The organism is Actinoplanes sp. NBRC 103695 (genome assembly GCF_030269485.1).
Lineage (GTDB): Bacteria > Actinomycetota > Actinomycetes > Mycobacteriales > Micromonosporaceae > Actinoplanes.
In genome coordinates this window covers 28,444-44,479 of record NZ_BSTL01000050.1, presented here as the reverse complement: position 1 = coordinate 44,479, position 16,036 = coordinate 28,444, and the positions used below count along the sequence as shown (strand labels likewise).

Here is a 16,036-nt window from a genome sequence, read left to right as displayed (position 1 = left end):
GGAACTCGGCTACCTGAGCCCGGACGAATACGAGACCGCCTGGCACACCCAGACCGAGCCAGATAACCTCACCCCTGCCCCGACCGGAAGCAGGTAACCACCGCTCCGTCGAAACGGGGGGAACTCAAGTACCGGCTTCAGATACGGGGTGGCCACCTCTGCCAGGTACGGATCCGCCGCATCGAGTGCCTTGATGTACACGAGCAGGCCCGACACGCATTCGACGACGTACGCGGGTAGCCACGCCGTGCCCACTTCCAACGGGGTGAGCTCGGTGAGCGATCCGGGCAGGTTGAACCGCTCGCCGTCGGGCCGCCGGGATAGTTCGGCTAGCCCTTCCATGCGAAAGTTCGGTGACCCAGTCACCACCTGGAACCGCACGTTCCAAATCGTGAGTTCAGGGTCGTCCAACCACACCGACTTCGCGTAGTGCGTCGCCGGTAGCGGCGCCCCGCGGAAGCCATCGAAGTAGAGCACCTGCCGGTCTTCCTTGCGGACGTAGCGGCACCCGTCTCGTACCGAACGCTGCCCGAGATCCGTCAGGACAAGCGCGCTGCCCTCGTGACGTACGTGTCCGATGGTTTGCAGAAAGTGCAGCGCTCGATGGACCAGTGCCGGTTCCACGCCGAAAAAGACGGCGAGCCTGGAGGAATCGCGAAGTCCCGCTTGACCGATGGCCCGGGCCAGGTATTGGTCGAAGACTTCGTAGGGTTGGGCGTCCCAGAACGTCGTTCTGACTTCCACCCGCCACAGCGGGAGCAGCAGCGGAAAGATCCGCAGGGGCTGCGCCCCTGGGACGGCGCTTACGCGTTCCAGAACTCTGCGGACCGGAACATGCGCGGGAGCGGTCACGAAAGCCTGCTCTTCATCTCGGCCGGGGTGAGGACGTCGCCGTTCCGGTCGGCGTACCGATACAGTCGCTGCGCCAAGCCTTGGAAACCTTCGTGACGCGCGCGGACGAGAGTGGAGCGATCTCCTACCAGGACCAACTGGTCGCGGGCACGCGTGACGGCGACGTTGAGCCGCCGAAGTTCGCTGAGAAAGCCAACCCGCCCGTGCGGATTGCTCCGGGTGAAACTGAAGATCACGATGTCCCGTTCCTGCCCCTGGAAGGCATCAACCGTGCCGACTCGGTCGCGGACCGCGTCGTTGCCGAGTGCCTCACGAATCCACATGTCGATCAGTTGGACCTGGGCCCGGTAGGGGGCGATCACCACCCAGTCGCGACCGGCCCTGGCGTAGGCCTGGACCAGGTCCAGCACGATGCGGGCTTCCTCTTTGTTGTCGCAGCCGGCGGCCAGCCAGGACTCGGTCTTCTGGCGTTGCCGCTCGGCGCGGTCATCGGCCGGAAGGGTCGAGGTGTCAACGACCACCAGTGCGCTGGTGAAGAAAGCCAGAGGTTGCCGAGGCTGGTCTTCCGTGAGCAGCTTGCCCCCGTAGAACTCTGCAGACACGAACTCGGCGAGCACGGCCGGCATCCGGCGTTGCCGGTTCAGCAGGATGAGGTTGTCCTTGCCTGCCTTATCCGCCAGCATCTCGAAGGCACTGTGCACGAGCAGTTCGGCGGCAAGGCCGGCCTGGGCCGGGCCGCCCAGGGCTCGGCGGACGTCGTCGTCCACGAACGGCGGCAGTTGGTGATGGTCACCTACCAGCACGATCCGGCGGGCACGAACCAGTGGTACGAGCGTGGACGCTAGGGGAATCTGTCCCGCCTCGTCGATGACGGCCAGATCGAAATCGAGGTCCGCGAGCAGATTGCGCTGAACACCGACACCTATGCAGGTGGCCCCGATGACGTCCGCGTACCGGATCAGCTCGGGATGGAGTTGCTCGGTGGGACGGCTCAGCTGGGCGCGCCATTCTGCCAGCAACACGGTCCGCTGCCGGAGAAACGGTTCCCAGGCGAGGCACCATTCGGCAAAGGCACCGAGCGACGCCGCGTTGCTGCCCGGTTCGAGCACCCCTTCCACGCCGGCAAACAAACGAGCCGTCCGGCGCGCCGTTTCCTGTGCGGCGCCGAACTCTCGAGCCACGGTTGAGTCGGCGTCACCGACCAGCTCGGTGGCTCGTCGCACCTGCGCATCGCTTTCCGTCTCCTGGTGAAGTCTCGTTCGCCAGGCCTCATCCTCCTGTGCGGCGCGGTCTGCCTGTGCTCGGGTCTGGGCGGCAGCGGTAGTGGCCTCCAGGAGGCGGGGGCGGAGACGTCGCGCCCACCACGCGGACAGGAATCCCAGCATTCCAGCGGCGCGCAGGTCGGCTCGCCGAACCCGCTCGGTGAGCCAGTCCTCCGCCTCGCACGCCGTTTGCGCGGCCGCCGCCGTCTGTCGCCGGGTGTCTCCGCTCGCCTGCATCGGTCCGGCAAATCGCTGCTCGACCACCAGCCTCGCGGCAGCCAGCCGTGCCCTGGCGTCATCGCGGGCAAGCTCGGCCTGCCGAACGGTCGCGAGCAGGGCTTCCAGGCGCTGGATCCATCGCAGCGCCAGGGACGGCTCCCCGGCCCACGGTTCCAGTCGCTGCGCCGTGGCCTGGGTTCGTGCCAGGACACGTTCCTGCAGGTGCACTGCCGTGGCGGCAAGGGTCTTGTCCGCCATTGCTGCGGAGAACCGTTCCTCGTTCCCGGCACGGAGCGCCGTCAGGACGGCCGGCATCCGCTCGATGACGTTGTCAACCGCGGTGTTCGTCTGCGATGCGATCAACACCCGCTCGCCGCGGGCTGCCGCGGCCCGTGCGATCTCCACGATGGTGCGGGTTTTACCGGTGCCTGGCGGGCCGACGACACAGAGCAGATCTGGTACGCCGAGGGCGCGCCGGAAGGCTTCGGTCTGTGCCTCGTCCAGCGACTCGGCCGGTTGAGCTGTCACTGGTTCCGGTGGGGTGAAACCGCCGTCGACCAGAAGTGGCAGCAGCCTCTGGTGGAGCGTCGTGCCGGATCGGAGCTTCGCCACCGCGTCGCCCTGCACTCGGGCGATCACATCGTTGCCGCTGATCATCAGTTCGCCCCGCTCGGCGATCCGCTGCCGGTCGATCGCGCCCTCGAACCCGACGGTCAACCGCTCCCCGTCGATGGCCGTCACTCTGCCTCGTAGGTCGGGTTCCGCCCGCAGATGCACCATGTCGCCCGCCTTCACCGAACTCGGCCGGGAAAGCAGGAACTCGTAGCCGCCGGCTGCTGACCGACGCTGCTGTGCCGTGCTGCGTACCTTGTAGTACGGCAGGATCCGCCCGCCGGGATCCCGCTCCGCCTCGATCCGGCGACCGGTCTCGATGACGGTGCCGAGCGCGTCGCAGAACTGTTCATGCCGGGCCGGAAGCCTATGCACGACTCGGTCCGTACGAGTTCGTTGCCATGCCTGCCGGATCTCTTGATCCGGGACGATGGACCCTTGCGGCACCTGGTGAAGTTGGTACACGAACGACCAGTACGGTGCGGTCAGCCGCAGCCAGCTCCGCGCCAGCCGGCCGTGATTGGCCAGCCGCATCGGCTCCATGAATTCGATCGAGTAGGCGTCCTGGAAATTGGTCGGTCGCACGGCGATACAGCAGCGCTGGACATAGAGTCGAATCCATCCCTTGCCGTCGTCGACGGTGACCGCCACTCCGCCGGCGGCGCTCAGCCGGCCGAGTTCATGCGGCAGGGCCTCGGGCTGGGGAAGGAAGGGATAAGCGCGGAGTTGCTCATGAAACTTCCCGAGGAAGTTACGGCCGGCAACGAATACGATCGGCCTCGACGCGGCCACCACTTCGATGCCCGCCATCACATCGATCCACCGTCGCGTAGCCCGGCCATGAATTCATCCCAGGAGGGCCGCTGGTCCTGAGGTTCGGACAAGGCGCTCATCAGCACGGCGTCCCAGGCCGGCGTCAGGTCGTCCCGAAGTAATGACGGCGGAGGCGGGTGCGGGCCCGGCAGCTGCCCGGTTGCCAGGTGAAACAGCACCGCCGCAAATTGATAGAGATCAGTAGCCGGCCCGGGCGCGTTCAACAGCGGCCGTTCCTGCTCGGGCGCCCGGTAATCGGCAGGCCCTTCCCCGGCAGCCGGTTCCAGGACAGCCAATCCGGTGTCCCGCAGCCAGAGGCGGCCACGATCGCCGAGCAGGGCGGCCGGCCGCAGCGCGCGGTGCGCCTTGCCGGCCGCGTGCAGAGCCGACAGCGTGCGAACTACCGCCGGCAAGGCATTAACGAGCGCGTCCAAGGCAATTCGTGGGTACGGCGGACGCCCATACAACGCCGCTAGGGGTCTTCCCGGCAGCATCGTGGCGAACGCATCCCGATCTCGCGCCGCCACGGCGGGCAAGCCCGAGACAGCCTCCTGCAGTTCGGCCTCGGCCGCCAGTTCCGTGCGTCGTCGTTCGGCGGTCGCGCTTGCCCGTCCGACCTCCAGCCGAGTAAGCCACACGTCACGTTCGCGGCCGTTCACCTGGCGGGCCTGAGCGCGTACCACTCGAAAGGATTTATCAGCGCCTTCCTCGACTTCGGCGTCCCCGGTCAGGACAAAGCTATCGGCGCCGACCTTCACCCGCGGCGGACCGGACACCCGTGGCTCCACGGCCGCTCGGATGCGCCGAGGCTCACGCCGTGCGTATTCGGCCTCGGTGAAGAGCACCAGTTCCCGGAGGTCGGCGATGTGCAGGGTCAGGTCGGACTGCCGGGGCCGCTTCCGCTCACTGATGGCGCGCAGTGAGCCCGCCAGCCGGGCGATCCGCTCCTCCGGGCTGTCCGGCTCCTCCACGGCGACGGCGGCAACCCGGGCAACCAACGCCAGGTAACACTTCTCGGCGTAGCGGGGGTCGCGGTCCAGCAACGCCAGAACCCCGGCCATGTCTCTGATTCCCACCGCGGTGATCTCCGATCGCCTCGGCAACGGTGGGTCCGGCAACGACAACGCCCGCCCGAAAGCATCTGCGTTCGCCGCGTCCACACCGAGGATCGCCGCGAGATCTCGTCTTACGTCGCCGCTGGCTTTCGTCGTGGCCGCCGCACTGGAAGCAAAGGCGCAGCGGCACTGCGCCGGCATCTCACGCCACGTTCGATACAGGTCACGAAGCGGTTTCCTGAGTTCGCCGGAGGTCCATTCACCGGTGCCCGGCTCCCGGTGCTTGACCGAGACGAGCTCGCTGGATCCGTCCGCCAGCAGGGCAAGGTAATCCGTTGACCACTCGACCACCACGGCCGTGACATCCTCGGACACCAGATTGGCGACGCACCGCAGGGCAACGCATTCGTCCTGGTAACGAAACCGGCCCCGGGTCTGCCGGGCGGTATTGCGATCATCGAAGAACATATCGACACCCGCCGACGCCATCGGGAAACCCTAGTTTGACGTTCCTCGTCAAGGCAACCACCTTGAGCCACACACCACTACTACTACTCAATCCGGCGGGCGGCCGGAAGCCCGCGCTGGGCCGAGTTCGTCGAGTTCTGCGCCTCTAGGTGTGCCCTGGCTCTGGCCACGGGCATAGAGTTGAAGACCGTGCAGGACATGCTCGGGCACACCAGCTATGTGGTCGCCGCCGATAACTTCACCGCCGTGCTGCCCGACCAGGCGAAGCGTGCTGCGGAGTCGACGGCTCAGCTCGGACGAAGGGTTGGAGGCGGCTTAACCCTGTCGGTTCGGATGCTTTGATGCTGATGCGGGGCAGCGCCTGAAGCGCCGTGCCTGGTATGGATGATCTCATGACGGGACAGCTCGATCTTTCTCCTCAGCTGGCGCAACCGCCTTACTGGCTAGTCTTCGGTCTTCCGTGGCCGGCTGGGCAGGAGCCGGCTCGGGAGGCCGTGGCGGCGATCGCACCGCCACTGGTTACCCGGGATACGTCACTGCCGCGCGATGTTGGTGACGTGCTGGCCATGGCCGATGCATACCAGCGGATGAGTGGTGGTCGAGTCGTCTTCTTAAGTGATCTGACGAAGTGGCTCGATCAGCGCGGCAGCAGCTGGGCGGCTCGTGGCACCGGCTACGAAGGCGCGCTCGCGTTCTTGCTCGGTCGCCAGTCGTCCACCCCGTTGATGTACCTGACGATCACGCAGCGCGCTCACGTAATCATCTGTGATGCCAGTAGGGAAGGCGTGACCTTGCACTTCACCAACGGCGCGCCGCCGGAACGAGTCTCGACGCAGGAGCGGCAGCTCGTGCATCAGGTGCTGGAGCAGCAATTAGTCGCAGACTGGCCGCCATATATGCGGCAGCTGGCCGCGGCCGGACGACTACGCGCCAGGTAGGGCTAGCCGCTAATCCGTCAGGCAGAGGAGCATGACCCCCTGACCGGCTACGGTGAGCCTCGCTGGACGCCGACAGCGGGATTGAAGAACCCGCTCAAGGCACCCCAGGCCGAGCCGGACGCACACCACCGTTTAATGAGTGTCACATTTCGGGTGTGGGCTTCCCGTGGTCGACGTGTCCCATCGTGCCGATGTTCAGGTGCGGCTTGGTGCGCACGAATTGGCTCTTGGCCATGGAAATGTGTCCTCACTGGATGCGAGAAAACGAAAGGCTTTCTTTGGTACGCCGCGACGGGCGCCACTTCCGTCCGCGTCAGAACCGCACAGCGTGCAGCCACCCGTCCCCGGGTCCTGCTGCCGCTTGGGGACGGGTCAGATTCGCGTATCGAAGAGATCGCACGCGGGAGCGGCCGCGTGGAGCGGCAGCTGCAGACCGGGCGCGAACATGGTGATCACGGTAGGTCGTAACGCGACGCCCGTCGAATGTATTTCAGGCCTTGCCGATGCTGCCTTCGGGCGCCATCACGATGCGCGGCTTCAGGGCCGGGTCCAGCCACTGCAGGACCCTGATCATGTCGGCGCGGGCGACCGAGACGCAGCCGGCCGTGGAGCCCTTGCCGTTGACGTGCAGGAAGATCGCCGACCCGCGGCGGACGTCGGCCGGGCGGTTGGTGGTGTACTCCCCCAGCCTCGCGTTCCAGGTGAGCGACGACGCCGGCGGGCGATTGAAGTCGATCATCGCGGCGTACTCGTACTGGACGGGGTAGGCGGCGAGCCGCTCGCCCTCGCCGGTCCGCCAGGTGCGCTTGGCCGAGACCGTGGGCTGGAACAGGTTGTAGGTCTTGGCGTCCTTGTTGTCGCCGACCCAGTAGTCGTTGCCGTCGACCTTGCGGTAGTACATCTTGGTGCCGGGGTTGGCCTTGACGCCGAACGTCCAGGTGATCGGGAACGTGCCGGCCGGGGTCGTGCCGGTGTCCTGCTTGCGGACGGTGTACCAGGCCCAGCCGGCGTACCCGTTGCGGGCGGCCATCGCCGGGTACCGCTCGGACCACGTGCCGTTCGCGCCGAGCTGGTAGGTGCGCAGCGTGGCGTAGGTCGACGGGATCGACACCCCGGTCACCACGATCAGCTGTTTCGCGTCACCGACATGCGCCAGCCTGGTCGGGTGGTAGACCGGCACCTCGTCGGCGAAGGCCTGCTGGGTCACGACGGCGCCCGCGGCCACGAGCACCACGGCGGCAGCGGCCACGACGAGTGACTTCTTCACCACGGCCGCACCCTACCGGCCGCGGACTCAGAACGTGAACCCTTCTCCGGAAGCCTGGCCGTTGTTCACTCTGCCCTGCCGGGAGAACGACCAGCTCATGCGCACCGTGTAGCGATGCCCCCGGACGGCGGGGGCGGTGCGCGGCCCGCACTCCCGGGTCGTGCCGTCCTCGGTGAAGATCAAGTTCGAGCAGGTGTACGGACCGGCGACGGTGCGGCCGTTCTCCTGCAGGGCGAGGGAGACCGTGGCGTGGCCACCGGCGCGTGCCGTGAGCACGGCTCTCATCTGCACGTCCTTGCCGGTCGACTGGCACGGCTTGGCGACCAGCGGGTTGCTCATGTCCAGCGCGACGACCTGGCGGCAGGCCCACGGTCCGTACGGGCGGGCCTCCGGCTGCCGCCGGAGGGTCGCGGACTGCCGGGTGGCGGACGGCTTGGGGACGGCCGGGCGTACCCGATCGGGTTTGTCCTCGGACGGCGCCGGAACCGCCCGATCGACCACCTCGGCCTTTCCCCGCGGCGCGGTCGTGGCCGCCGGCGCGGCATCCGCGGCCGGTGCCGTCCGGCTCTGCGCCGGGGCCGGCTGCGCGGCGATCACCCGGACGTCCGCCGGGTCGGCGCCGGAGCGGGTGACGTGCCAGGCGGTGGTGGCGACACCGGACGCGAGCATGGTGGCGGCGATGACGGTCAGCACCGTGCCCGGGCGCGCCCACCGCCAGCTGCGCGCCTTGTTGTGCGGTCGCTTCGGGACGCGCGGGACCGGCACCACGCTCAACGGGGGCGAGCTCGGGTGGGGCTGCTGCGGCAGGACCGCCGGCGCGGGGAGCCGGGGCGCGGCGGACACCGCACGGGCGACGTCGGCGAGCTCGCTGACCAGTTCCTCGGCGGTGGGGCGCAGCCGCGGCTTCTGCTCGAGGCAGGAGGTGATCACGGTCCAGAGCTTCTCCGGTACGCCGCCCGGGCGGTCCAGATCGCCCTGCAGGTGCCGCTGCATCAGCTCGTGCACCGAGTCGCCGTGGTAGGGCGGGCGGCCGGTGACCATCTCGTAGAGCACGATGCCGAGCGCGTAGATGTCGGCGGCCGGGCTGGCCGCCGAGCCGTGGAAGGCCTCCGGCGACATGTAGTGCGGGGTGCCGACCACGGCGTTCGGCGTGGTGATCGACGGCATGGTCAGCACCCGGGCGATGCCGAAGTCGGTCAGCCGGGTCTCCAGCCGTCCGTTCTCGGTCTGCAGCAGGATGTTGTCCGGCTTGAGGTCGCGGTGCACGACGTTCAGGCCGTGCGCCTCGGCCAGGGCGGCGGCCAGCTGACCGGCCAGCCGGGCCGCCTCGCCGGCCGCGATCGTGTGGTGTTCGCGCAGGTGGTCGCGCAGGCTGCCGCCGGCCACCAGGTCCATCACCAGGCCGAGGGACTCGCCGACGCTGAACAGGTCGCGGACCCGGACCACGTTGCGGTGCCGCAGCATCAGCAGGATCGTCCGCTCCTGCACGAAGCGGGTGACCAGCTTGGGCTGCCGCAGCAGGCTCTCGTGCAGCAGTTTCACCGCGACCGGCTCGCCGGAGGCCCGGTCCACGCCCCGCCACACGGTGCCGGTGGCGCCCTGCCCGATGGGCTTGACGAGGATGTACGAGCTGCCGACGCACCTTCCGCTCAGATCGACCGTGTGCGCGCCGTCCGGCTCCTGGCGCACGCCGCCGGAGCTTCTGGGATCCTCATCCACCCGTCAGGTTCCTTCCAGCCGCCTCATTCGCCCAGAGATCCTGCTGTTTGTCCGGATCAACTGCCAACCCGGCATGCCGGAGTTCGCCCATGGCGTAGGAGTCCCGCGACACCCGTCACCAGCGCCGAACCCGCTCGTTCGTTCACCAGGCCCCTGGCCGAAAGGTTGCTTTTCCGCCCGAACCGCCCGCGTCGAAGGGCGATACACCGGATCATGTCGGCATGGGTGTGATGGCTTATCCGCTTCGGTACGCGCTGGCCGACCTTGCGCTGGCATTGAGCCGGGCGGCCGAGGATGTCGCCGAGGTGCAGGCCACCGCCGCCCGCGCCGCGGCCGACATGATCGGTGACGGCGCCGGCGTTCAACTGCTCGGCGACGACGGGCACTACGAGGCCCTCACGTTCCACCACCCGGATGTGGAACGCTCCGCCGCCCTGCAACGGGCGCTGGACCAGCAGGGCCGGCTGCCGGAGGACGAATTCTCCACCACGCTGGCCGCGAGCCGCCGGCCGGTGGTGCTCGCCGCGGACGGACGGGAGCCGCTCCCGCAGTTCTCGACCGGGGTGCACGCCGCCGTGCTGTGCCCGGTCATCGTCGACAACACGTACGCGGGCTATCTGATCCTGACCCGCGGTGAGGTCGGCTCGTTCTACGCCGCGGCGGAGGTCGAGCTGGCCCGGGACATCACCGGCGAGCTGTGCCTGGCGCTCTCCTCGGCCAAGGCCCGCGAGCGCCTGAAGGTCAGCGAGGAGAAGTACCGCCGGGTGCTGGAGACCATCCCGGAGGGCGTCCTGCAGCTGGACGTCGAGGGCGTGGCGACCTACGCCAACGAGCCGATCGGCGTGGTCCTCGGCATGCCCCGGCACCAGCTGGTCGGGATGCCGTTGCGCGGCTTCCTGGACGTGGTCGGGCAGAAGGAGCTGAACCGCCGGCTGGCCGAGTGCAAGGCGGGCCGGTCCACGGTCGGTGCCACCCGGCTGAACCGCGCGGACGGCTCGCACCGCAGCGTACGCATGAGCATGATGCCGTTGACCGACGAGACCGGGCAGTACTCCGGCGTCGTCTGCATGGTCACCGACACCACCGACCACATCGACGCCCGCGGCCTCAAGCGCCAGCTCGACCACCTGCGCCGGCTGGACAGCCTGGGCCAGCTGATCGGCGGCATCTCGCACGACTTCAACAACCTGCTGACCGTGGTGGCCGGGTCGGCGGACATGATCGCGTCCACCACCGCCGAGGGGTCGCCCCAGCACCAGATGGCCACGGACATCATGGCCGCGGTGAACACCGGGCGCAGCCTGACGCATCAGCTGCTCGCCTTCGGGCGTACCGAGGGGAACCGTCCCGAGATCATCCCCATCCCGGACCTGCTCACCGACGTGCAGAGCCTGTTCTCCCGCACGCTGGGCGAGCACATCGGCCTGGACCTGGCCTTCGGGCCGGACGTCTGGCCGATCCGCGCCGAACGCGGGCCGCTCGAGCAGGCCCTGGTCAACCTGGCCGCGAACGCCCGGGACGCGATGCTGCGCGGCGGCATGCTGCGAGTGGCGGCGACCAACGAGGTGGTGGTGCCGGGGCAGCTCGCCGAGGGCGCGCCGACCGGCAAGCTGGTGCACATGGTCATCACCGACACCGGCGTCGGGATGAGCGACGAGACCCGGAAACGGGCGCTGGAGCCGTTCTTCACCACCCGCCCCACCGCGGCCGGGCTGGGCCTGGCCACCACGGCCGGCATCGTGCAGGGCATCGGCGGGCACATCATGCTGGAGTCCGAGCCGCGGATGGGCACCACGGTGCACCTCTACCTGCCGGCGGCCGAGGAGCGTCCCGCCCCCGCGGTGGACCGGCAGACCACGCCCTCGGTGATCGGCCGGGTGCTGATCGTCGAGGACCAGCCCGAGGTGGCCCAGCTGGTGCAGCGGCTGATCGAACCGGCCGGCTACACGATCACGGTCGCCACGGACGCGCTCACGGCGGTGACCCAGGTGGCCGCCGGCGAACACCCGGACCTGCTGATCACCGACGTGGTGATGCCCACGATGACCGGCCCGGAGCTGGCGAACGCGCTGCGCACCCACCAGCCGGACCTGCCGGTGCTCTACATGTCCGGATACACCGCGGCGTCCCTGGGCCCGCAGCTCAACCTGGACGCGAACAGCATGCTGATCGAGAAGCCGTTCACCCGATCCACCCTGCTGGGCGCGATCAAGAGCCTGTGCGGCCCGCAGCCTCCGCGGGAAGCCAGTCATCCGCATCCTGGACAGTCCTGATCTCCAGGAGCTTGGCCAGCCGGACCGTGGTCTGGCGGGCTTCCAGGTGCAGGCGGGCGATGTTCAGGCCGTCGTCGCCGATGACCGCCAGCAGGGCCAGCTCGCCGACCGCGTAGACGGCCATGTAGCCCTTCTGGTTGCGGATCGTGCACTCGTGGAAGCCGCCCTGGTGCAGGGCGCCGCCACAGGTCCGGCTGATGCCGTGCGCGCCCGCGGCCAGGGCGGCCAGGTCGTGCGGCTCGGCGGCGGACATCGTGTCGTGCAGGATCAGCAGGCCGTCCACGCCGGCGACGACGCACCCCTGGACGCCGGTCACCGCGTGCCTCAGCGCCGCGAGCTCGGCGCGTGCGGACTTGAAGGGGTCGGTGGGCTGCACCATAGCTCCCATTTTTACAGTTGTTTGAGCGTGCCGATGATCCGGTCGAGTGCCGAGTCGTCGCTGACGTACGGCTGCCCCACCAGTTCGAGCCAGCCCGGCGGGACCACGTCGTCCCGCTCCTTGAAGGCGGCGGCGGGTATGCCGTTACGCCGCCGCCGGGGCAGGGCCGAGCCGTTCTGGGCCGAGCTGTTCTGGGCCGAGCCGTTCTGGGCCGGCGCCCGCTCCACCGGCGCCGGTTCGGGCTCCGGCGGCTCGGGCTCGGCCAGATAGCGGTCGGTGAGCACCTTGAACTCGCGACGGGCGAGCGCCAGGTTGGCCGCGCCCCGGCTCAGTGTCAGGTGCGCGACCTGCGTCCCGCCGTCCTCCGGATCGAGCACCCGGAGCACGTGGAACGCGGTAGTGGTGGTGAGCAGGATGTCACCCATCTCGTCGTCCGGATCGGTGAGCCGGACCAGCGTGGCGGCCGCGCCGGCCAGCGCGCCCGCGGCGATCGCGTCGTCGCCGTCGGGCTCGTGACCGCCGGCCCACCAGGACGCCGCCGCGTCCCGGATGGAGAAGACCGCCACCGAGAGGGCCCCGCCGATGTCGAGAGCCATCTCCAGCGGCTGCATGGGGGTCCGTCCGGTCAGGCGAAATCGGCGTCCATCTGCTTCATGACCACGCGGGCCTGGGCGAACAGCATGCCGATGTTCGACACCCGCTTGCACACGATCACCGCGACCAGATCCTGGTGCCGGTTGCTCCGCAGGAACAGGTGCACCAGCTCGTCGCTGTTCACCAGCATCTCCTGGAAGTACTGCCGGTCGCCCTTGCCGTTCCGCTCGGCGAACACGTCCCGGATGATCGAGACGTTCCGGCCCTGGAACAGGTCGAACGTGGCCGCGGCGAGCAGGTCGAGCTGCTCGTCGGCGGTCTGGTCGTCGATGGTGTCCACGGCCAGGAGCATGCCGGTGGACATGTCCACCAGCGCCGCCGTGATGCACTCCGGCACCTGGCCGCGGAAGGTCCGCACGGTGTCGGTGACGACCTGCGACATGCTGCGCTCGGTCGTGATCGGCTTCTCCTCGACGGTGGTCATACGTCGAGGTCGGCTTCGATCTTGCGGAGCTGGTGCCGGGCCAGACCCAGGTTCGCGCGGCTCTTGCTGAGCGCGAGGTAGAGGAAGAGCGCGTCGCCGCCCTTGCGAGTCTGGATCAGCCGGATCAGGTGGTACTGGCTGTCCAGCGTGATCAGGATGTCCTCGATGTCCTCGCCGAGGCCCAGCATCTCCACCGCGCGCATCTTGGCCCGGACGACGTCCGTGTTGCCGGCGGCGGCGACGTTCATGTCCATCGTCGGCGAGCCGCCGATGACGCCCAGCGTCAGACCGCTGGTGTAGTCCACGAGGGCAACGCCGATCGCGCCCTCGATGGCCATCGCTTCCTTGAGAGAAGTCTCGATGTTGGCCATTGTTCTGCCTCCGGGGATGTACGGCTTTACGGATCTTGCCGTCGCCGAGCGTGACACAGGTTCACTCGAAAGGGGACCTGCGAGCTGGGAAAACACGGAGGATCGACTGATCATCGGTGGCTACTCAGTCCGATTGATGGAAAATGCATCAAGCCGGACTATGGACACGGTCCGTGCCCGGGGAGTAACCCGCTCGTGTCCGTTATGCGAAGAGTGCGCTGACCGATTCGCCGTTGTGGATCCGGCGCATCGCCTCGGCCAGCGGGGCGGCCACCGACAGCACGGTCAGCTTGTCGGTGTGCTTCTCCCGCGGGATCGGCACCGTGTTCGTGCAGACGATCTCCTCGACGTCCTTCTCCGCGCTCAGCCGCTCGATCGCGTCACCGGAGAACAGGCCGTGCGTGCAAGCCACCCGGACACCCCGGGTGTTGCGCTCGCGGAGCCGGCCGAGCAGCTCGAAGACCGTGCTGCCCTTGGCGATCTCGTCGTCCAGCACGATCACGTCCCGGTCGGCCACCTCGCCGATCACCGAGCTGATCACCACCTTGTCGTCGGCGAAACGCTGCTTGGCGCCGGCCGCCACCTCGACACCGAGCAGCCGGGCGAAGGCGGCCGCCTCCTTGGCGTTGCCCAGGTCCGGCGAGACCACGACCGTGTTGCTCAGGTCGTACCCCCGGAAATGGTTTGCCAGCTCACGAAGGGCGTGCAGGTGGTCGACCGGGATGCTGAAGAAGCCGTGCACCTGCGGCGAATGCAGGGTCATCGCGAGGATCCGGTCGGCGCCGGCCTGATGGAGCAGATCGGCGACCAGACGACCGCCGATGGAAATGCGCGGTGCGTCCTTCTTGTCACTGCGGGCGTACGCGTAATGCGGCAGCACCACCGTGATCCGGCCGGCCGAGGCGCCCCGGGCGGCGTCCAGCATGAACAGCAGCTCCACCAGGTTCTCCTGGGTCGGCGGCACCAGCGGCTGGATCAGGAACACGTCACGCTCGCGGCAATTGCCCTGGAGCTGCACCTCGATGCAGTCGTTGGCGAACCGCGACACCCTGGTCGGCAGCAGTGGCACACCGAGGTGGAAGCAGATCTCGGCGGCCAGGTCGGGATGGGCACTTCCGCTGAAAACGGCGATGTCACGCACGGGCACCACCCTAGGTGCCGTCCCCCCGCCACTTGCGGGCGACCTTGGCCGCGGGTCGTCACGAACACCGGAGTTTCTCTATCGTGATCGCATGAACGGACTGGCGGTGGCATGTCGGCGGGTCGTGCACATCTATCGCGCCGAGGCGGGAGACGTGGTCGCGCTGGCCGGCGTCGACCTGTCCATCGCGCCGGGCGAGACGCTCGCCCTGGTCGGGCCGTCCGGCTCCGGCAAATCCACGCTGATCGCCCTCCTCGCCGGACTGATGCGGCCGTCCGCCGGGCGGATCAACATCGGGACGTACGACATGGGCAAGCTCTCCGACGCCGAGGTGTCCCGGCTGCGCGGCACCGAGATCGGGGTGGTGCTGCAAGGCGCGGCGCGCAACCTGCTGCCGTACGTCTCGCTGCACCGCAACATCTGGCTGGCCCAGCGCCGGGCCGCGCACACCCGAGGCATCGAGCTCGACCACCCCGACCGGATCCTCGACCTGGTCGGCCTGCCCGGCCAGGGCCGCGCCCGGCTGGACGAACTGACCCCCGGCGGCCGGCAGCGGGCCGCGCTCGCCGTCGGCATCGCGGCCGGCCCCGGCCTGCTGCTGGTCGACGAGCCGACCAGCCGGCTCGACACCAAGGGCCGCGACGAGGTGCTCGCCGCCATGGAGACCGTCAACCAGGAACGGCAGACCACCATCGTGGTGGTGACCCACGACAACGAGGTGGGCGCCCGGCTGGGCCGTGCCGTGACGATCCGGGACGGCCGGGTCGGCGCCGAGGGTCGCGACGGTCAGGACTTCGCCGTGGTCGCCGGCGACGGCACCGTGCAGCTGCCACCCGACGTGCTCGGCTCGTACCCGCCCGGCACCCTGTTCACCGTGCAGCACGTCGACGGCGAGGTCACCCTCGTCCCCGGGTCCTAACCACGGACCCAGCTGGCTTCGCCGTCCAGCAGGTGCAGCTCGCGGTCGCAGAGGTTCGCCGCCTCCGGGTCATGCGTGGCCAAGACGACCGCCGCGCCCCGATCCGCCTCCGACCGCAGCAGGTCCGTCACCTTCTGCCGGTTCGTCGCGTCCAGCTCACTGGTCACCTCGTCGGCGAGCAGCACGTCGCCGACCAGCGCCAGGCCGCGGGCGATCGCCGTACGCTGCTGCTGCCCGCCGGAAAGCTCCTCGATGAGCTGGTCGCCGTGCCCGGTCAGGCCGACCCGGTCCAGCGCCTCCGTGGTGAGCCGCCGCGCCTCGGCCGGCGTGCCCCCGGTGGCGATCACCGCCACCGAGATGTTCTCCGCCGCCGTCAAAATCGCGGCCAGACCGTTGTCCTGCGGGATCAGCACCACGCCCAGCGAGACCGCGTGGTCCCGGTCGCTCAGCGCCGCATCGTCCACCAGCACCTTGCCCGCCGCCGGCGTGAGCAGCCCCGCCATCGCCGCCAGCAGCGTCGTCTTGCCGGCGCCCGACGGCCCGGTGACCGCGAGGATCTCACCCGGCCGGACGGTCACCGACACGTCCCGCAGCACCGGGTCACCCGCGCCGTAACCGATCGACGCATCCTCGACCGTCAGCGTCCTCATCGGATGCGTCCCCCTCAGTC

At 68.9% G+C, this 16,036-nt stretch carries 15 protein-coding genes; 4 read left to right on the top strand and 11 right to left on the bottom strand.

Annotated features, from left to right (window positions below; translation table 11 throughout):
• Nucleotides 1-9: 9 nt before the first annotated feature.
• The 3 genes from QSK31_RS45625 to QSK31_RS45615 are packed head-to-tail and all read right to left on the bottom strand — an operon-like array spanning nucleotide 10 to nucleotide 5,302.
• Nucleotides 10-852: a hypothetical protein gene (locus QSK31_RS45625; protein WP_285691388.1), complete on the bottom strand. Its 843-nt coding sequence runs from the start codon at nucleotides 850-852 to the stop codon at nucleotides 10-12.
• Nucleotides 849-3,755, bottom strand: coding sequence for a DEAD/DEAH box helicase (locus QSK31_RS45620; RefSeq protein WP_285691387.1), 2,907 nt, complete (start codon nucleotides 3,753-3,755; stop codon nucleotides 849-851). The genes QSK31_RS45625 and QSK31_RS45620 overlap by 4 nt, the downstream gene beginning before the upstream one ends.
• Nucleotides 3,755-5,302 carry a hypothetical protein gene (locus QSK31_RS45615; protein ID WP_285691386.1) on the bottom strand — a complete coding sequence of 516 codons (1,548 nt, stop codon included), beginning with the start codon at nucleotides 5,300-5,302 and terminating at the stop codon, nucleotides 3,755-3,757. The genes QSK31_RS45620 and QSK31_RS45615 overlap by 1 nt, the downstream gene beginning before the upstream one ends.
• Before the next feature lie 168 nt (nucleotides 5,303-5,470).
• Here QSK31_RS45615 and QSK31_RS45610 point away from each other — a divergent pair, with 168 nt between their 5' ends.
• Nucleotides 5,471-5,623 (top strand): hypothetical protein, encoded by a 153-nt coding sequence (locus tag QSK31_RS45610; RefSeq protein WP_285691385.1) that lies wholly within the window; start codon nucleotides 5,471-5,473, stop codon nucleotides 5,621-5,623.
• Nucleotides 5,624-5,673: 50 nt separating this feature from the next.
• Nucleotides 5,674-6,219, top strand: coding sequence for a hypothetical protein (locus tag QSK31_RS45605; RefSeq protein WP_285691384.1), 546 nt, complete (start codon nucleotides 5,674-5,676; stop codon nucleotides 6,217-6,219).
• 490 nt (nucleotides 6,220-6,709) lie between these two features.
• On the opposite strand, the gene QSK31_RS45600 is transcribed toward QSK31_RS45605, so the two are convergent.
• Nucleotides 6,710-7,489 carry a L,D-transpeptidase family protein gene (locus QSK31_RS45600; RefSeq protein ID WP_285691383.1) on the bottom strand — a complete coding sequence of 260 codons (780 nt, stop codon included), beginning with the start codon at nucleotides 7,487-7,489 and terminating at the stop codon, nucleotides 6,710-6,712.
• A gap of 24 nt (nucleotides 7,490-7,513) precedes the next feature.
• Nucleotides 7,514-9,205: a serine/threonine protein kinase gene (locus tag QSK31_RS45595; RefSeq protein WP_285691381.1), complete on the bottom strand. Its 1,692-nt coding sequence runs from the start codon at nucleotides 9,203-9,205 to the stop codon at nucleotides 7,514-7,516.
• 230 nt (nucleotides 9,206-9,435) lie between these two features.
• On the opposite strand from QSK31_RS45595, the gene QSK31_RS45590 reads away from it, so the two are divergent.
• Entirely contained in the window at nucleotides 9,436-11,478 is a 2,043-nt protein-coding gene (locus tag QSK31_RS45590; RefSeq protein WP_285691380.1) for a hybrid sensor histidine kinase/response regulator, read from the top strand.
• On the opposite strand, the gene QSK31_RS45585 is transcribed toward QSK31_RS45590, so the two are convergent.
• From QSK31_RS45585 to QSK31_RS45565, 5 genes are all read right to left on the bottom strand, one after another.
• Entirely contained in the window at nucleotides 11,414-11,857 is a 444-nt protein-coding gene (locus tag QSK31_RS45585; RefSeq protein WP_285691379.1) for a roadblock/LC7 domain-containing protein, read from the bottom strand. The two genes, QSK31_RS45590 and QSK31_RS45585, sit on opposite strands and share 65 nt — an antisense overlap.
• Nucleotides 11,858-11,868: 11 nt before the next feature.
• On the bottom strand, nucleotides 11,869-12,468 hold the full coding sequence (locus tag QSK31_RS45580; protein WP_285691378.1) for a hypothetical protein: 600 nt from the start codon (nucleotides 12,466-12,468) through the stop codon (nucleotides 11,869-11,871).
• Between the two features lie 14 nt (nucleotides 12,469-12,482).
• Entirely contained in the window at nucleotides 12,483-12,935 is a 453-nt protein-coding gene (locus QSK31_RS45575; protein ID WP_285691377.1) for a hypothetical protein, read from the bottom strand.
• On the bottom strand, nucleotides 12,932-13,306 hold the full coding sequence (locus QSK31_RS45570; protein ID WP_285691376.1) for a roadblock/LC7 domain-containing protein: 375 nt from the start codon (nucleotides 13,304-13,306) through the stop codon (nucleotides 12,932-12,934). The genes QSK31_RS45575 and QSK31_RS45570 overlap by 4 nt, the downstream gene beginning before the upstream one ends.
• A 202-nt stretch (nucleotides 13,307-13,508) precedes the next feature.
• Nucleotides 13,509-14,447 (bottom strand): ribose-phosphate diphosphokinase, encoded by a 939-nt coding sequence (locus tag QSK31_RS45565; protein ID WP_285691374.1) that lies wholly within the window; start codon nucleotides 14,445-14,447, stop codon nucleotides 13,509-13,511.
• 91 nt (nucleotides 14,448-14,538) lie between these two features.
• Between QSK31_RS45565 and QSK31_RS45560 the strand changes: the two genes are divergently transcribed.
• Nucleotides 14,539-15,366: an ABC transporter ATP-binding protein gene (locus tag QSK31_RS45560; RefSeq protein WP_285691372.1), complete on the top strand. Its 828-nt coding sequence runs from the start codon at nucleotides 14,539-14,541 to the stop codon at nucleotides 15,364-15,366.
• Here the strand turns inward: QSK31_RS45560 and QSK31_RS45555 are convergent.
• Nucleotides 15,363-16,016: an ABC transporter ATP-binding protein gene (locus QSK31_RS45555; RefSeq protein ID WP_285691371.1), complete on the bottom strand. Its 654-nt coding sequence runs from the start codon at nucleotides 16,014-16,016 to the stop codon at nucleotides 15,363-15,365. The genes QSK31_RS45560 and QSK31_RS45555 overlap by 4 nt on opposite strands.
• Nucleotides 16,017-16,036: the final 20 nt, after the last annotated feature.